This is a genomic window from Flavobacterium urumqiense, assembly GCF_900108015.1.
In the GTDB taxonomy this organism is placed as follows: domain Bacteria; phylum Bacteroidota; class Bacteroidia; order Flavobacteriales; family Flavobacteriaceae; genus Flavobacterium; species Flavobacterium urumqiense.
The window spans coordinates 1-17502 of sequence record NZ_FNVP01000020.1; the positions used below are offsets into that span (position 1 = coordinate 1).

Here is a 17502-nt window from a genome sequence, read left to right on the forward strand (position 1 = left end):
AGGACTTCGACAAGCTCAGTCTGACAAATTCAAGTTTTCGAGAAGATCTGCGACCCTTCGATAAAAACTCAGGGCAGGCTCTGATCAGACGGACAAGTGTGAATTGAGTAGGACTTCGACAAGCTCAGTCTGACAAATTCAAGTTTTCGAGAAGATCCGTGACCCTTCAATAAAAACTCATGACAGGCTCTGCTCAGTCTGACATCATAATGTTCTATTTGATAAATAAAATAACGTTTTTACCTATCCGCTTTTTTGTCTACTTTTAAACCCAAGAATAATACACTTAAAATGCCAAAAAGAAAAATAGTTGTAGTAATAACGGCACGTCCTTCTTATAGTCGTGTAAAAACAGTTTTGTCGGCGATTCAAAATCATCCTGATTTGGAATTACAATTAGTTGTTGCCGCATCCGCTTTGTTGGATCGCTATGGTTCTGCTGTGAATTATATTGAGAACGATGGTTTTACCATTGCCGCAAAAGTATTTAATGTATTGGAAGGAGAGAATTTAACTGCAGCAGCCAAAACAACGGGAATAGGAATTTTGGAATTGTCTACCGTTTTTGATAATTTGAAACCGGATATCGTTGTAACCGTTGCCGATCGATTTGAAACTATGGCTACTGCCATTGCGGCTTCTTATATGAATATTCCTTTGGCACATATTCAAGGTGGAGAAGTAACCGGAAATATTGATGAAAAAGTACGTCATGCAATCACAAAATTGGCAGATTATCATTTTGTAGCCTCTGAAAATGCTAAAGAAAGAGTGATCAAATTGGGAGAAGATCCTGAGATGGTTTTTAATACCGGATGTCCTTCCATTGATTTGGCAGACGAAGTACTATTGAGTAAAACGCTACCCTTTGATCCGTACGAAAAATATGGAGGAGTAGGAGCAAAACCGAATTTAGCCAAAGGCTATTTAGTTGTCATGCAACATCCGGTAACCACAGAATATCAAGATTCCAGAATACATATTGAAGCTACTCTGGAAGCAATTCATAAATTAAATAACCCCACACTTTGGTTTTGGCCCAATGTGGATGCAGGAGCGGATGGAACTTCAACAGGTATTCGTGCTTTTAGAGAGCAACACCAGTTACCCAATGTTCATTTTTTTAAGAATATGGAAGGGAAAGATTTTTTACAATTGCTTCAGCACAGCGACTGTTTAATTGGAAACTCAAGCGTAGGTATTCGGGAATGTGCTTTCTTAGGAGTTCCTGTTGTTAATATAGGTTCTCGTCAAAACAGGAGAGACCGAGGCGGGAATAGCGTTGATGTTGATTATTGCCAAGATCGAATAAAAGATGCTATTTTAGAATCTGTACAAAGAGGTAAGACAGTCTCTTCCTCTATTTATGGAGACGGAAAAGCAGGTACGCAAATAGCCGAACTGTTACTGCAATTGCCTTTGAAGTTTCATAAAACTATTATGTATTAAAGACTTCTACCTTTCGATAAAAGCTCTGCTCAGTCTGATAGGACTTCGACAGGCTCAGTCTCACAGGAAATAGACCATTCGATAAAAACTCAGGGCAGGCTCTGCTGAGTCTGACAGGACTTCGACAGGCTCAGTCTGATAATCGATTTTTTATGACCGGTGATGTTGTAATTTATTAAAAAACCAGAACAGTTAAGTAATGAAAAATAAATTTAAAATAAAACCTACTTTTAGTATAAATAATACCAATATAAAATGCGAATTTTAGGTATCATAGCGGCTCGCGGCGGATCGAAAGGTGTTCCCGGGAAAAACATTAAATTGTTGAACGGGAAACCATTGTTGCAATATACTTCTGAAATTGCTCTAGAATCACAGTATTTAACAGCTGTTATTTTGTCCAGTGATGATAACGAGATAATTACAGTTGCCAAAAGCTTGGGAATTCAAGTGCCATTTTTACGACCAGAGGAATTGGCCCAAGACACAACACCAACAATTGATGTCATTATTCATGCTTTGCAATGGTATGAAAATCAGGCTGTTTTCTTTGATGCCGTTTGCTTATTGCAGGTAACCAGCCCTTTCAGAACCGTTGCATTTTTAGATAGAGCCATCGAGAAATTTATCTCAAGCGGTTGCGATTCTTTGATTTCGGTACAAAAAGTGCCCCATGAGTACAATCCTCATTGGACTTTTGAATTGAATCCCGAAGGGAATTTAAAAATTGCCACCGGAGAAGATCAAATCATCAGCAGAAGACAAGAACTGCCAGTTACCTACCATAGAGATGGAAGTATTTATATAATGAAAACGGAAGTGCTGTTGCAACAGCATTCTTTGTATGGAAAAAGTATTTCGTTCATAGAATCTGCCCCTGAATTTTATGTCAATATAGATACGTTAGCCGATTGGAAAAAGGCGGAACAAATGATAAAAAACAATCAAAACTAATGTGTGGTATTGCAGGAATAATTGGAGATTTCGAAATCCATCAATTGGACGCCATGCTGTTGAGTCAACACCATCGGGGTCCGGATGCCACAGGAAAATATAATGATGGGGATTTTGCTTCTTTAGGACATAATCGATTGGCAATTATTGATTTGTCCCCACAATCCAACCAACCTTTTTTGGATCCTTCGGGCCGGTATGTTCTGGTTTTTAATGGTGAGATCTATAATTATATTGAGATCAAAGCCGAATTGGATGGGCACTATACTTTTAAAACGGATTCGGATACTGAAGTTTTACTGGCGGCATTTATAATTTATGGGAACCAATGTCTACAGAAATTGAACGGTATGTTTTCCTTTGCAATTTGGGATAATCAAGACAAAAAGTTATTTGCGGCCAGAGACCGCTTTGGCGTCAAACCTTTTTTTTACAGTTTTAAAAATAACTCCTTTTATTTTTCATCTGAAATAAAAGCGATTCATGCTGCGGGGATTTCAAGAATTCCCAACGAGAAAGTATGGGCTTCTTATTTTGCTTATGGATCTTATGGGAATCCCGACGAAACTTTTTGGGAGGACATACTGCAATTGCCCGGCGGCTATTTTTTAAGTTTTACCCTTCCCCTCGACAAGCTGGGGACAGGCTTGGTTGGGGGTGTACTTCGACAAGCTCAGTCTGACATCGTTCGACAAGCTCAGTCTGACATCGTTCGACAAGTTCAGTCTGACTTAACCATTGAAAAATGGTATTTTTTTGAAGAAGAAGTCGCCAAGCAACCTAAAAATTTGACTTTTGAACAAGCCAAAGAACATTATGTCACTCTTTTAAAAGACAGCATTGATTTGCGTTTCAGGGCTGATGTTCCTGTTGGATTTAATATCAGTGGTGGATTGGATAGTTCCGTATTACTTGCATTAGTTAATAACAACAATAATAACAGTAGTATAAATGCCTATACTTTTTATTCGGACAATCTAGCGTATGATGAGTTACCTTGGGTAGAAATGATGGTAGCGAAAACAAAAAATACGTTATCTAAAGTTCTTTTACGAGCGGATAAAGTTCCTGATTTTGCAAAAAAAATGGAAGCGCAACAAGATGAGCCTTATGGCGGCATTCCTACATTGGCTTATGCCAAAATCTTCGAACAGGCCAGAAAAGACGAGGTATTGGTGCTACTCGATGGTCAGGGTATGGACGAGCAGTGGGCGGGTTATGATTATTACACCCAAGAAAATGATGCCACCATTCAAGGAATGACAGATTCACCCTTCAAAAAGAATATGCTTTCGCCTGCTTTTTTAGAAAAAGCCGAAAAGCCGATTTATCCAAAACCTTTTTCCGATGTGATTTTAAATAAACAATACCGAGATTTATTTTATACCAAAATCCCTAGAGCCTTACGATTTAATGATCGAATTTCGATGCTATTTTCCACGGAATTACGGGAACCTTTTTTGGATTATCGCTTGGTGGAGTTTGCTTTTTCGTTACCGTTGGAATTTAAAATTAGAAATGGGCAAACCAAATTTATGTTGCGGGAAATCGCAGCAGAATATTTAGCAAATGATTTGGTATTTGCACCTAAGAGACCCCTTCAGACCCCACAGCGAGAATGGCTGGCAGAAGATTTGAGTAAGTGGGTTAATGAATGTTTCACAACTATTGAAAAATCAAAATATGGGGGGTGGTTTGATAAAGACGCATTGCAAAAAGAACTGCAAGTTTATTTTGAAGAGGACAGGCAATCCAGTTTTCATATTTGGCAATGTATCAGTTTGTATGAGATGATACAGAACATTAATGAAAAGTAAAATTCATATTTGTTTCCACATTCATTATAAAAAACGATATTTAGAGATTGAAAAATAAATTAGAGAGATTTAATGCTTAATAACAAAATATTTATATTGCTTCCAGATGGAATTGGTTTGCGCAATTTTGCCTATTCCAGTTTTTATGAAATAGGGAAAAAGCAAGGTTTTGATATCATTTTTTGGAATAATACTCCTTTTCCATTAATTGATTTGGGACTTCAGGAAATCAAGATTGAGGATGCAAAACCACATCCAGTAACAGATATCTATAAGAATATAAAAATTCAGGCTGAATTAAATTTAAATATCAAGAAGACTAAAGACAACGTTTATAATACCTATCGTTTTCCTTTTTCTTACTCAACTGTAAAAACTGCCATCAAAAGTATTGTTATTCAAGTTTTAACGGTTTTCTATGATACGGAAAAAGGATTGCAAAAGATTCGTAAAAAAATGAACCATTATGAACGAAAAACGATATTTTACAAGCAAAGTTTAGAAACCCTACAAAAAGAAAAACCCAGTTTAGTTTTTTGTACGAATCAAAGGCCAGTATTGGCAATTGCTCCTCTTCTGGCAGCCCAAGATTTAGGAATTCCTACAGCCACTTTTATTTTTTCATGGGACAATTTGCCAAAGGCTACAATGGTAGTTGAAACCGACTATTATTTTGTTTGGAGTACTCACATGAAAGAAGAATTACTGTTTTATTATCCAAACATTAAAGAGGAAGCTATTTTTATAACGGGAACACCCCAATTTGAAATGCATTTTGATAAGAGTACAATACTTTCACGAGAACTATTTTGCAAGCAAAATAAGCTGGATGTAAACAAAAAGTATATTTGTTTTTCAGGTGATGACAGTGTAACTAGTCCTGATGATCCTCAATATATTGAAGATCTTGCTAATGCTGTTTCTGTTTTAAATGAAAAGGGATGGAATTTAGGTATTATTTTCCGAAGATGCCCTGTAGATTTCTCAAATCGATATGATTCTGTTTTAGCCAATTATTGTGAGCTAATTGTTGAGATTCACCCACTATGGAAGCCATTATCAAACGCATGGAATGCAATTTTACCTACTAAAGAGGATGGGGAACTATTGTCTAATATAGCTGAGCATTGTGAATTAGTTGTAAATATTGGTTCTACAACAATTTTTGATTTTTTGACTCACAAAAAACCTTGTGGTTATTTTCGATATAATCAAAAAATCCAAAATAATAAAAATTGGGATATTTTTAAATGTTATCGATTTGTTCATTTTCGTTCGATGCCAAATGAAGCAGCAGTTATATGGTTTAATGATACAGAGGATATTACTATAAAAATCGAAAATGCACTCAGAAATCCACAAACTATTTTGAATCATGCTAAAGATTGGTTTAAAGTAATTAATCAACATCCACCCCAAGATTCATCCAACCGAATTTGGGACAGCATTAAAACAATAATTTCATAAAATTCATTTATACCAGCATGTTTTTCAATTCGCTATCTTTTGCCGTTTTCTTGCCTATCGTATTTGTGTTGTATTGGTTTGTTTTTAATAAAACTAAAAGCACTCAAAATGCATTGCTTATTGTAGCCAGTTATTATTTTTATTCCTGCTGGGATTGGCGGTTTTTATTCTTATTGGTTTTCTCCACTTTTTTAGATTATTATACCGGGATTCAAATTGAAAAGGCTAAAACTGAAACCACTCGAAAGTTGTGGTTTTGGTTGAGTATAAGTGTGAACTTGGGATTTTTGGGTATTTTTAAATACTATAATTTTTTTGCTGCGTCTTTTTCAGAATTAGTAAATGGTCTTGGATTACAAACCAGTCCATTATTGCTGAAGGTGATTTTGCCTGTTGGGATTTCCTTTTATACTTTTCATGGACTTTCCTATGTGATTGATATATACCTAAAAAGGATTAAAGCTGAATATAACTTTGTAGACTACTCCTTGTTTGTCAGTTATTTTCCTTTGTTAGTTGCTGGCCCCATCGAAAGAGCCACACATTTACTGCCACAAGTAAAAGTAAAGCGAACGTTTGATTTTGAAAAAGCCAAAGAAGGGGTTTACCAAATCATTTGGGGATTAGTCAAGAAAGTGGTTATTGCGGATACTTGTGCCACTTATGCCAATGCTATTTTTGACCATTATCAATCAATGAATTCTTTGTCCTTGCTATTGGGCGCTTTTTATTTTGCTTTCCAAATTTATGGAGATTTTTCGGGTTATTCGGATATGGCATTAGGGATGTCGAAATTATTTGGATTGGATTTGTTGCGGAATTTTAATTATCCGTATTTTTCCAGAGATGTAGCTGAGTTTTGGCGTCGCTGGCATATTTCGTTGTCTTCGTGGTTTCGAGATTATGTTTATATTCCTTTAGGAGGTAGCAGAGGCAGTAAGTTTACGCAGGTACGGAATTTGTTTGTTATCTTCTTATTGAGTGGTTTTTGGCATGGTGCCAATTGGACCTTCATCGCTTGGGGATTTATTAATGCTTTATATTTTCTGCCCTTATTGCTTCGAGATACTAATCGCTCTAATATAGAAACAGTAAAATTGCAATGGGATTTAACATCAGTTAAAGTTTTCTTCAGTATGTTGAGTACTTTCGCCCTAACCTGTTTGGCTTGGGTGTTTTTCCGGGCAAAATCTATAGGTGATGCTTTTGATTATATTGGGCGTATTTTTGGTGACCGAAATTTCAAAGTGCAATATCTGGAAAATGAACGTTACAGTTATGAAATATTATTGTTAATTTTTATTTTTATTCTTGTTGAATGGAATACAAGGACGAAAATTGAACCTATTTCAGGAAGATACAGTTGGTTGAAAGTGACGTTGTGTATTGCCGCTATAGTGGCTCTGGGGACATATTCTGATTATAAAGAATTTATTTATTTTCAGTTTTAATGAATGGTGTCAAATTAGTACTTTGTTTTTGCTTAGGACCTATTAAGCAGGTATAGGCTATGAAAGATGTGAGCGGACTGAGATTTTTGAGTTAGCCGTGAGATCTCTCCTTCGTCAAGATGACAAATAAGAGGTTTTGTCATTGCTTTACCAGACTTGGTATAATCTTCGTTTTTGAAGAAGTAGGAATTGCATAATGACAGAAGAGGTGTCAAGTAGAGCGTTTTCAATAACGTAAATAATACTATTAGAATTTAATGATGAAACGATTTTTATTTTTTATAATCAAAATACTTCTACTGATCTTTATTGTGTTAGTATTGTTAGATGTAGCTTACACTCAAGTTTATTTGCAATCTACCCATAGAGGGAAAATAGATTATGTTTATAACTCAAAGGCACGGAATTATGATGTAGTGATTTTAGGATCCTCTAGAGCGAATAATCATTTTGTGGCACCGCTATTTGAAGAGAAAGGATTGAAAACTTTTAATTATGGTATGAGTGGGGGGCATTTGTTTGAAGCCTCTTTGTTAGTGAAATTAATGGTAGAGCGTCATTATAAAATAAAAAATGTGATACTTGAAGCGGACTTGAATTTAGCTAATGAACAACAATCCGAGAGTGTCGCTTCTAAATTTTTACCCTATATTCACAGTTCTAAAGTGATTAAAGCCCATTTTGCCCAACAGCCTCATTTTTGGGCTAATTATTACATTCCTTTCTATAGGTATATCGTCTTTGAACCGCAAATTGGTTTTCGGGAAATGTATGAAGCTGCTGCAGGAAAACCAACTAAGCTGTTGGATCATTTAGGGTATTACCCTTTAGGCAAAAATCCTAATGCGAACATGAAAAATGATTTGACGAATCTAAAACCATTAAATAATAGATATTATGAAGAAATCAAGGAAGTTTGTAAAGTCAATAAGATCAATTTGGTCGCTGTTATGACGCCTATGTGCACAAATACTAAAGGATTGGATTATTTTGAAAAAGTGCATCAGGTTTACCCTGAAATTTACAATTATGAAAATGTTGTTGTAGGCGATCAATATTTCTCCTCCTGTGGTCATATGAATGATATAGGGGCACGGCTATTTACTAATATAATTATAAGTGAATTTTTTAAAAAATAAATTAGATTTTGTTAAATTATCGAATGGATTATAAAAAGTTATGTTGAGTGTATTAGTCGAAGAAATAGGAGGGCACTATATTTTATTAAAAATGGATAAACCATTATTTTTAAAGAGGTGTAACTTTAACAAAATTTAAATTTTATAATGATTACTTTTTCAAAACTCGAAAAAAAAGGACATCTGGGCAATCAATTATTTCAAATAGCTTCGACTATAGGTATTGCTGTTGAAAATGATCATGATTTTTGTTTTCCTAAATGGAGTCATAATTGGTTTTTTAAAAATGAATTACCTGTTTTATTAAATCAAGAATTTACAGCTTACAAAGAAGAACAGTTTCATTATAAATCAAAGAAATTAGATGCTGAAAATTATGATTTAGAAGGTTGGTTCCAGTCCGAAAAATATTTTGATATAGAGCTAACCAAGTATTACTTTGAGTTTAAAGCAGATTTTATTCAGCAATTAAAAAACGTCTATAAAGAGGCGTTTTCTAAAAAAACGATACTGTTATCTATTAGGAGAGGTGATTTTGTAGATCATAAGGATTATTTTCAATTGCCAATTAATTATTACGTTCTGGCATTGCTACATAATTTTCCAGATTGGAAAGAAAGAAATCTTATTGTATTAAGTGATGACATTGATTATTGCAAATTTCATTTTTCATTTCTAGACAATGCCTTTTTTGGTGATTGCCTTTCAGGGATTGAGCAGTTAGCTTTAGGGAGTTTGTGTGATGATTTTATTATCAGTAATTCAACTTTTTCTTGGTGGTGCGCTTGGTTAGGAGAGAAAGAGCACAGTACAGTTGTTCGACCTTTGCATTATTTCACAGCAGCAAAAAACAAAAAGGATAATGATAACGACTATTTTCCAGATAGATGGAAAATATTCAATCATTTGAATCTGAAAATTGATTTACAAAATACTGTTGTAGCTTTAAAAAGTTTGAATCCAATAACGGAAGAATATTTGTCTCATTATTTTCATTTTGCAAACGAAAATCAAATGTTTTATTGGTCTAGTTTTAAGGAAAGCAATACCCTTAAGGAGAATTCGCTCTTACTGATAAATGATTGTATCATTCCTCCATTTTGTATTTATAATGCCATTCAAAAAGAAGAAAATTCAGTTGGGTTTTTAAAAGGAAGTTATTTGAATATTTCAAAATATTTAGATTATGACCTTTTTAAGAAACAGTTCGATTATGGATTGTTTACAAAAATCCTGAATCAAAAAAAGGGTAAACATAATCCAAAAGAGCTATTATTTGTTTTTTTTCCAACCAAACCAACCGAAAAAGAGATTTCCTTTTTGAAGAATCTTCATAAAAGCAAAGTATTCGAAGCGCCAGGATATAGTCTTTATTTTTCTTTTGCAGGTAAAATCAAAGGTTTTTTCGAGAGTAAATATTACCTTGCTGTCAAAAAAAGAAGCCTTATTGTTTTTATAAAAACAAGTGTTAAAAATATAATCAGACCTAAAAAGAATTAAAAAATGCACATTGGTTTCATAACATCACATTTTCCTTTTCATGATGCCAAAAGCGTTGGGGGTATAGGTACCAGTATAAAAAATTTAAGTGATGAATTAGTTGCTTTAGGCCATGACGTCAGTGTTTTTGTTTACGGACAAGAGAAAGATGATAAATTTATTGAAGGAGGTATCACTTTAGTTACCATTAAGAACATTAAGATAAAAGGATTGTCTTGGTTTTTGACAAGGAAAAAAATTCAAAAAATAATTCTTAAAGAGCAGAAAATTTCTAGAATTGATGTTGTTGAAACCCCGGACTGGGAAGGGATTTCTTCTTTTATCAATTTGCATTGTCCTGTTGTCATTCGATTGAATGGCTCCGATACTTATTTTTGTCATTTGGATAATCGTCCCGTAAAATGGATCAATAAATTTCATGAAAAAAGAGCATTGGCAAAAGCTAACGGGCATATTTCCGTGAGTCAGTATACTGCCGATGTAACGAATCAACTTTTCCATATTAATAAAAAGTTCACTATAATTCCTAACGGTATTAACACTAATTCATTTAATAGTAATGATACTTGTAAAGATGCTAAAACCATTCTGTATTTTGGTGGGATTATCAGAAAAAAAGGAGTGTTAGAAATTCCTCATTATTTTAATCAAGTGATTGAAAAAATACCTGATGCTCATTTGGTGATAATAGGACAGGATATGTCTGATAAATTAACCGGAAACGCTTCTACTTTTCAAATGATGCAACAATTATTTTCTGAAGAGGATGGATTAAATGTGAAATTTTTAGGAAGTGTGCCATATCAGGAGATTAAAAAGTATATTGAAAAAGCTACCCTTTGTATTTTTCCTTCTTATGCCGAAGCTCTACCAGTGTCTTGGATAGAGGCGATGGCTATGGGTAAACCAGTTGTTGCTTCTAATATTGGCTGGGCCACTGAAGTGATTGATGATGGGATTGATGGTTTTTTAGTGGATCCTAGTCAACATTCAGAATTTGCTGATAAAATTATTCAATTACTTCAAAATGAAGAATTGCAAAAAGAATTGGGAATAGAAGCCAGAAAAAAAATAGAGCGAAAATTTAGTATGTCAATAGTAGCTCAACAGAGTTTATTGTTTTATAAATCTTTAATAAATTAGTTTTGATAATAGTATATCATCAAAATGAGAAAATAATAGACGTTGTGTCTATAGATGATCAAAAAATTAAGTTTGATTGTAAGTTGACTATTGCAGCAGGTTTACATGTTTTAGCCCAACAATTTCCAGATAAAAAGATACTCTGGTGTAGTTTAAATGTTAAAGAGCAACTCAATATAAAGGGAATTGAAACTTTATTTCACCATAATAAGATGATGCTTTCTTATGCGCCCGATAGTACTAATTATTTAGGCAGTAAAATCGGCTATGTTGAAGAATCCCCATTTGTAAACATCAATAAAAAAGTATCCTATCCTACTTGGCAAATGAGTAGTTTGGTGGGTGTTGTTCATTCTTCGGTTCTAGTTGCCATAAAAGACAAGATAAAATTAGATTCGGATTTTGAATATTATCTTAATTCGGTTGCCAAAGTTTGCATGCCTTTAGGACTACTATGTTATTCGGAACCAAAACTTTTGATTGAAACGATTATTGTTAATGAACAAAGAGCCTCGGTTTACAATCTTTTTAAATTTGTAAAACAGCATTATAGATTTAGATGGATTTTATTGTTGTTATTAAATATGTTGATTTACGAAGGGAAGTTTCCTTTTGTCGCTTTTTTTATTTCTGTTTTTTTTAAAAACAGAAATAAAAATGGAATTCATCTTGATGCCATTACGGTTGAATCTTCCTTAAAAGTGATAGATAAAAGAACAATTGATGTTATCATACCGACAATTGGCAGAAGCGACTACTTATATGATGTATTGAAAGATTTAGCGCAACAGACATATCTACCTGTGAAGGTGATTATAGTGGAACAAAATCCAGTGCCAGAAAGTAAATCTGAATTGGGTTATTTATATAATGAAGAGTGGCCTTTTGTAATAAATCATACTTTTACGCATCAACCGGGAGCTTGCAATGCCAGAAATATTGCATTGAGTAAGGTAGAAAGTGAATTGGTTTTTTTAGCAGATGATGATGTTAGATTTAATAATTTCTTTATTCAGGAATCATTAGAGCATATCGAAGAATATGGAGTTAAAGCAGTTTCAATAAATTGTTCTTACACCAAAGAAAGACAAACTTACACAAAAATTTTCCAATGGAGAAGTTTTGGTTCCGGATGTAGTATTGTTTTTTCTGACAGTTTAAAAAAATGTCAATTCAATTTGGGGTTTGAATTTGGCTATGGTGAAGACAGCGATTTTGGAATGCAATTGCGTAACATTGGGGTAGATATATTGTATTTACCAAAGCCACAAATGTTACATTTAAGAGCGCCAGTAGGAGGATTCAGAACTAAACCTAATCTGTTATGGAAAGAAGATGCAATGCAGCCTAAACCAGCACCAACTGTGATGCTGCATAAAATTGTAAATGAAACTAAAGAACAAGTTTTAAGTTATAAAACCTCCTTGTTTTTTAAATATTATAAAAATCAAAAAATTAAAAATCCGATTAAATATCTAATAAATTATAAAAAACAATGGAATCAGAGCGTATTTTGGGCAAACGAATTAAAAAATAAATCATGAAGTTTTCTTTAATTATTTGTACTTATATGCGTCCTGAATCTCTATTGCAATTGTTGCGCTCCGTTCAACTGCAAACTTTATATCCTGATGAAATTTTAATAATAGATGGTTCATCCAACACAGAAACTGAGGCTGTTATTAACGAAAATCAGTTTGGTAATGTCCACTATTTTTTAGTGCCGGAAAACTTCAGGGGTTTGACCAAACAAAGAAATTTTGGATTAGACAAAGTAGCGCTTAGCAGTACTGTTATTGCTTTTTTGGACGACGATACAGAATTGACGTCAAATTATTTTGAAGAATTAATCAAAACGTTTGCGGACAATCCAGAAATTTCCGGTGTTGGGGGCGTTGCGATTAATGAAAATGGTTGGAGATTAACAGAACCTAATAAAAAATACAATTCTAATCGTTATTTTCAATTTGAGGGATTTGTGTACAAGGAAGGTCAACGCAATGTAGTACGCAATTACTTAGGATTGCATTCCAATCTTGGACCGGGTAAAATGCCTGATTATTCGCATGGCAAAACCTGTGGATTTCCTTTAAATGACAAAACCTACGAAGTTGATTTGCTAGTAGGAATGTCGTTTGCCTTTCGAAAAAAAGTATTTGATTCAATTCGATTTTCTACTTATTTTGAAGGTTATGGTCTTTATGAAGATGCTGATTTCAGTATCAGGGCCTTGCAATTTGGCAAAAATGTGATTAATACCAAAGTGCAATTAAGTCATTATCATCATCCATCGGGAAGACCAAACCAATATAAATATGGGGAAATGGTCGTCAGAAACGGTTGGTATGTGTGGCGGACCAAGAATCCAAAACCGTCTTTGGATGCGAAGCTAAAATGGCATTCTATTATTCTACTTTTAACTCTAATACGCTATAGCAATACTTTTACCACTGCAAAAAAAAAAGAAGCCTTTACCGAAGCATTAGGAAGAACAGTGGGATGGTGCAGTTTAGTAATTAATAAGCCAAAAATCAACAGGTAATGACTTTCGTTATAATTACTCATGTGCCCCATATCCTGCTGCAAAATCAGTATTTTGCTTACGGTCCCTATGTTAAAGAAATGAATATTTGGACGCGATATGCCGATCGCGTAATTATTGTAGCTCCTAAAACAGATGCGGAAAGAACACTTATAGATAGTGCTTATGAACATGATACTATTGAATTTGTCCCTATTGAAAATTTTGATATACTTACTGTAAAATCTACTTTAAGCACTATTTTTAAAATGCCTAAAATTAGTTGGTCTATTTTTAAGGCTATGCAAGCGGCTAATCACATTCATTTGCGATGTCCTGGTAACGCTGGTCTCTTTGGTTCCATTATTCAAATCGCATTCCCTACGAAAAAAAAAACAGCTAAATATGCCGGTAATTGGGATCCCAAATCTAAACAGCCTTGGACTTACAAATTGCAACAGCATATCCTGAGTAATACTTTCCTGACGCGCAAGATGCAGGTTTTAGTATATGGCCAATGGAAGGGGAGTTCCAAAAATATTAAACCTTTTTTTACTGCGACCTATCAAGAAATAGATAAATTACCCATTTCTAAAAAAGTGATCCTAAAACGAATTAATTTTATTTTTGTCGGTGCTTTAGTAAAAGGGAAAAACCCGATGTATGCTATTCAATTGATAGCGGCATTTGCTAAAAAAGGAAATAATGTGCGTCTAAGTTTATATGGTGAAGGAGTTGAACGTTCCTTATTAGAATCTTATATTTTAAAAAATAACTTGGAAAAAATTATTTCTTTAGAAGGAAATCAGAGTCAAGAAAATGTTAAAAAGGCTTATCAAAACAGTCATTTTGTGATTTTACCATCGGACAGTGAGGGGTGGCCAAAAGCAATTGCAGAAGGTATGTTCTGGGGTTGTGTTCCATTGGCTAAGGCTGTTTCCTGTGTGCCTTTTATGCTAGATAAAGGAGAAAGAGGTGTTTTGTTAGAAATGCATATTGATAAAGATTGTGATCAGATAGCGAGTATTTTACATAATCAAATAGATTTCGATACTAAGCGGAATGCTGCTGCAGAATGGTCCAGAAGTTATACTTTAGATGTTTTTGAAGAGGCGATAAAGGAGTTAATTGTTTAGAGGTTTAAAGTTTAAGGTTTAATGTTGTTGTTGTTGACAGCGTTGGCAGCTATGGGAATCGTAAAAGGTAAAACGCCAGATTAAAACAATAAGAAGAGAAGTAATAAGAAGGGAAGCAATATGCAACAGGACAATAGTAAAATAAGGATTATTCAAATTATAGATTCGCTTGAGGCTGGTGGTGCTGAGCGTATGGCGGTCAATTATGCAAATGCATTGGCTGAACAAATTGAGTTTTCGGGATTAGTGGTTAGTCGTAAAGAAGGGTCACTTATAAATCAGATTGATGAAGGTGTTTCGTATTTGTTTTTGAATAGAAAAAGCGTCCTTGATTTTAAAGCTCTTTATATGTTGAGAAATTATGTACTATTAAATAGAGTTACAGTTGTTCATGCGCATAGTACGTCTTTTTTTCTTGCTTTTCTTCTAAAGCTAGTTTATCCTTCCATTAAAATAATTTGGCATGACCACTATGGCGACAGCGAGTTTTTGAATAAAAGGCCGGTAAGCGCCTTAAAAATCATTCTGCCTTTTTTTAACGGAATTATATCTGTCAACCAAAAATTAAAAATTTGGGCTGAGCAAAAAATGAATTTCAAGAATACTATTTATTTGCCTAATTTTCCAGCTGAAGAAATGAATGTTACCGAATATACTGTATTGGAAGGGGTTACTGGAAAACGGATTGTATCTTTGGCCAATCTAAGAATACAAAAAGATCATTTTTTATTGTTGAAAGTGGCTAAGAAGCTAAAAGTGTCCCATCCAGATTGGACTTTTCATTTGGTTGGAAAAGATTTTCAAGATGACTATTCTAAGCAAATCAAGTCGTTGATCATTGAACATCATCTTGAAAAAAATGTGTTTCTTTACGGCACACAACAGGATATCAAAAATATTCTTTATCAATCTACCATCGCCATACTAACTTCACAATCTGAAGGTTTACCAATAGCACTTTTGGAATATGGATGGTATAAAAAAGCTGTCGTCGTAACGAAAGTGGGTGAAATACTCTCTTTAATTCAAAACGGGAAAAATGGTTTTGTTGTTCCTGCCCAAGAAGAGCAATTGTTTTATCAGGCAATTGTGCAATTGATAGAGAATGATAGACTAAGAACTGAATTCGGTATCGCACTTCATAAGACCGTAATAGATAGTAATTCCCAAGAAGTTGTTTTAAAACATTATTTAAATTGGTTGCAAAATAGTTACAAATGAAAAAAGAGGATCAAACTTATCTCTATTTAATTTTTTTCCATGTGCTTATTGGAGTATTGGGATATTTATTACCCTTTACCACTAAAATTTATGGTTATTCTATTTTTATATTTGGAGCCTATTACATTATAAAAAAGCAAAACCGGAATAATGAAGCCCTCATTGTAGCCGCGTATTTGGTGGGCAGTGAAGTTTTTTTGAGAATGACAGGGGGGAATCCTTTGTATGAAATTTCGAAATATGGCGTAATCGCTTTCTTATTTCTGGGGATGTATTTTAGCGGATTCTCTAAAGGGGCTATACCTTATTGGCTGTTTTTATTGTTGTTGGTTCCCAGCGTAATCCTTTCCACTTTTGTATTGGATTTTGATACCAATATTAGAACATCCATCGCTTTTAATATTTCGGGTCCAGTTTGTCTTGGAATAGCCTCCTTGTATACCTACAGGAGAAAAATTTCCTTAGATCAAATGAATACCATCTTGTTAAGCACGGGGCTTCCTATTATTACGTGTATGGTATACCTGACCTTATATACCCCAAACATTCGAGATGTGATTACCAGTACGCAGTCGAATTTCGAAACATCCGGAGGCTATGGACCTAATCAGGTAGCCACTTTTATGGGGTTGGGGATGTTTATTTTTTTTTCGCGGGTTATCTTAGAATCCAGAAATAAGTTTTTGGTTGTGGTCAATTTGATTATAGCCTTAAATATCACTTATCGTGGTATGCTTACGTTTTCGAGAGGAGGTATGGTCACCGGTTTTCTGATGATTGTTTTGTTATTATTATTCCTTTATTTTAAATCTAATTATAGAGGCAAGGTCAAACTTAATTATATTATTGTTTTAGTAGTTTTAGCGATGATGGCAACATGGGCTTATACTTCCTTCCAGACAGGTGGCCTCATCGACAAACGCTATGCTAATCAAGATGCCAAAGGAAGGATAAAAGAAAGTAAATTTACCGGGAGGGAAGAAATTGCGCAAAGTGAAATTGATATGTTTTTGAAGAATCCCATATTTGGTGTAGGAGTTGGTAAAGGGGTAGAAGTACGAGAATCAGAAACGGGTATTTTTGTTTTGTCACATGATGAAATTACCCGGATGCTAGCTGAACATGGTACTCTAGGTATATTAGCCTTACTAATCTTGTTTTTTACCCCACTAGTTTTGTATCTGGAAAATAAGTTTAATATGTATCTGCTGTGTTTTGTGCTGTTTTGGCTGTTGACGATTAATCACGCTGCGATGCGGACGGCGGCACCGGCTTTTGTGTATTCGCTGTCTTTGTTGAATGTGCAGTTGGGGAGTCCTACTAGGAAGGTTAAGAATGAGGAATAGTGAGCAGTGTTCAGTGATCAGTGTTCAGTGTTCAGTTTTTTTTAGTGATCAGTGTTCAGTGTTCAGATTTGTTAGTGATCAGTTTTTTTAGTGTTCAGTGGTCAGTGTTCAGTGATCAGTGATCAGTTTTTTTTAGTGTTCAGTGATCAGTGATCAGTGTTCAGTTTTGTTAGTGGTCAAATTTTAGTGATCACTGTTCAGTGATTAGTTTTGTTAGTATGTAATGATCAGTATTCAGTGATCAGTGTTCAGTGTTCAGTTTTGTTAGTATGTAGTGATCAGTATTCAGTGTTCAGATTTTTTTAGTGTTCAGTGTTCAGTGATCAGTGATCAGTTTTATTATTATGTAGTGATCAGT

General features: G+C 34.3%; 13 protein-coding genes. All 13 read left to right on the plus strand.

Translation table 11 applies throughout. From position 1 onward, the window contains the following. Positions 1–291 precede the first annotated feature (291 nt). Positions 292–1449, plus strand: coding sequence for a UDP-N-acetylglucosamine 2-epimerase (neuC, locus tag C4S35_RS15175; RefSeq protein WP_104000995.1), 1158 nt, complete (start codon positions 292–294; stop codon positions 1447–1449). A 255-nt stretch (positions 1450–1704) separates the two neighbouring features. Further along, positions 1705–2403: an acylneuraminate cytidylyltransferase family protein gene (locus C4S35_RS15180; RefSeq protein ID WP_104000996.1), complete on the plus strand. Its 699-nt coding sequence runs from the start codon at positions 1705–1707 to the stop codon at positions 2401–2403. Continuing rightward, the gene (asnB, locus tag C4S35_RS15185; RefSeq protein WP_104001005.1) at positions 2403–4220 is read left to right on the plus strand and encodes an asparagine synthase (glutamine-hydrolyzing); all 1818 of its coding nucleotides are present in this window, start codon (positions 2403–2405) and stop codon (positions 4218–4220) included. Before C4S35_RS15180 ends, asnB begins: the two co-directional genes overlap by 1 nt. A 72-nt stretch (positions 4221–4292) precedes the next feature. Next, positions 4293–5687, plus strand: a complete 1395-nt coding sequence (locus C4S35_RS15190) for a UDP-glycosyltransferase (protein WP_104000997.1) — start codon at positions 4293–4295, stop codon at positions 5685–5687. A gap of 17 nt (positions 5688–5704) precedes the next feature. After that, entirely contained in the window at positions 5705–7138 is a 1434-nt protein-coding gene (locus C4S35_RS15195) for an MBOAT family O-acyltransferase (RefSeq protein WP_104000998.1), read from the plus strand. A gap of 311 nt (positions 7139–7449) precedes the next feature. Then, a complete protein-coding gene (locus tag C4S35_RS15200; RefSeq protein WP_341865135.1) occupies positions 7450–8277 on the plus strand; it encodes a hypothetical protein in 828 nt (275 codons plus the stop codon). Between the two features lie 147 nt (positions 8278–8424). Next, the gene (locus tag C4S35_RS15205; RefSeq protein ID WP_104000999.1) at positions 8425–9777 is read left to right on the plus strand and encodes an alpha-1,2-fucosyltransferase; all 1353 of its coding nucleotides are present in this window, start codon (positions 8425–8427) and stop codon (positions 9775–9777) included. 3 nt (positions 9778–9780) lie between these two features. Next, positions 9781–10920, plus strand: coding sequence for a glycosyltransferase family 4 protein (locus C4S35_RS15210; protein WP_104001000.1), 1140 nt, complete (start codon positions 9781–9783; stop codon positions 10918–10920). A gap of 2 nt (positions 10921–10922) precedes the next feature. Next, a complete protein-coding gene (locus tag C4S35_RS15215) occupies positions 10923–12464 on the plus strand; it encodes a glycosyltransferase family 2 protein (protein WP_104001001.1) in 1542 nt (513 codons plus the stop codon). Then, positions 12461–13462, plus strand: coding sequence for a glycosyltransferase family 2 protein (locus tag C4S35_RS15220; RefSeq protein WP_104001002.1), 1002 nt, complete (start codon positions 12461–12463; stop codon positions 13460–13462). Before C4S35_RS15215 ends, C4S35_RS15220 begins: the two co-directional genes overlap by 4 nt. Next, positions 13462–14577, plus strand: coding sequence for a glycosyltransferase (locus tag C4S35_RS15225; protein ID WP_104001003.1), 1116 nt, complete (start codon positions 13462–13464; stop codon positions 14575–14577). The genes C4S35_RS15220 and C4S35_RS15225 overlap by 1 nt, the downstream gene beginning before the upstream one ends. Positions 14578–14697: 120 nt before the next feature. Continuing rightward, entirely contained in the window at positions 14698–15798 is a 1101-nt protein-coding gene (locus tag C4S35_RS15230; protein ID WP_244175297.1) for a glycosyltransferase family 4 protein, read from the plus strand. Further along, positions 15795–17144: an O-antigen ligase family protein gene (locus tag C4S35_RS15235; protein WP_104001004.1), complete on the plus strand. Its 1350-nt coding sequence runs from the start codon at positions 15795–15797 to the stop codon at positions 17142–17144. The genes C4S35_RS15230 and C4S35_RS15235 overlap by 4 nt, the downstream gene beginning before the upstream one ends. Positions 17145–17502 lie beyond the last annotated feature (358 nt).

What these genes read in the sequence shown, in the direction of transcription:
- C4S35_RS15205 (WP_104000999.1), top strand. Translation starts at nt 8,425, where the DNA reads ATGATTACTTTTTCAAAACTCGAAAAAAAAGGACATCTGGGCAATCAA.
- C4S35_RS15180 (WP_104000996.1), top strand. Translation starts at nt 1,705, where the DNA reads ATGCGAATTTTAGGTATCATAGCGGCTCGCGGCGGATCGAAAGGTGTT.
- C4S35_RS15230 (WP_244175297.1), top strand. Translation starts at nt 14,698, where the DNA reads ATGCAACAGGACAATAGTAAAATAAGGATTATTCAAATTATAGATTCG.
- C4S35_RS15195 (WP_104000998.1), top strand. Translation starts at nt 5,705, where the DNA reads ATGTTTTTCAATTCGCTATCTTTTGCCGTTTTCTTGCCTATCGTATTT.
- C4S35_RS15235 (WP_104001004.1), top strand. Translation starts at nt 15,795, where the DNA reads ATGAAAAAAGAGGATCAAACTTATCTCTATTTAATTTTTTTCCATGTG.
- C4S35_RS15210 (WP_104001000.1), top strand. Translation starts at nt 9,781, where the DNA reads ATGCACATTGGTTTCATAACATCACATTTTCCTTTTCATGATGCCAAA.
- C4S35_RS15225 (WP_104001003.1), top strand. Translation starts at nt 13,462, where the DNA reads ATGACTTTCGTTATAATTACTCATGTGCCCCATATCCTGCTGCAAAAT.
- neuC (WP_104000995.1), top strand. Translation starts at nt 292, where the DNA reads ATGCCAAAAAGAAAAATAGTTGTAGTAATAACGGCACGTCCTTCTTAT.
- C4S35_RS15190 (WP_104000997.1), top strand. Translation starts at nt 4,293, where the DNA reads ATGCTTAATAACAAAATATTTATATTGCTTCCAGATGGAATTGGTTTG.
- C4S35_RS15220 (WP_104001002.1), top strand. Translation starts at nt 12,461, where the DNA reads ATGAAGTTTTCTTTAATTATTTGTACTTATATGCGTCCTGAATCTCTA.
- asnB (WP_104001005.1), top strand. Translation starts at nt 2,403, where the DNA reads ATGTGTGGTATTGCAGGAATAATTGGAGATTTCGAAATCCATCAATTG.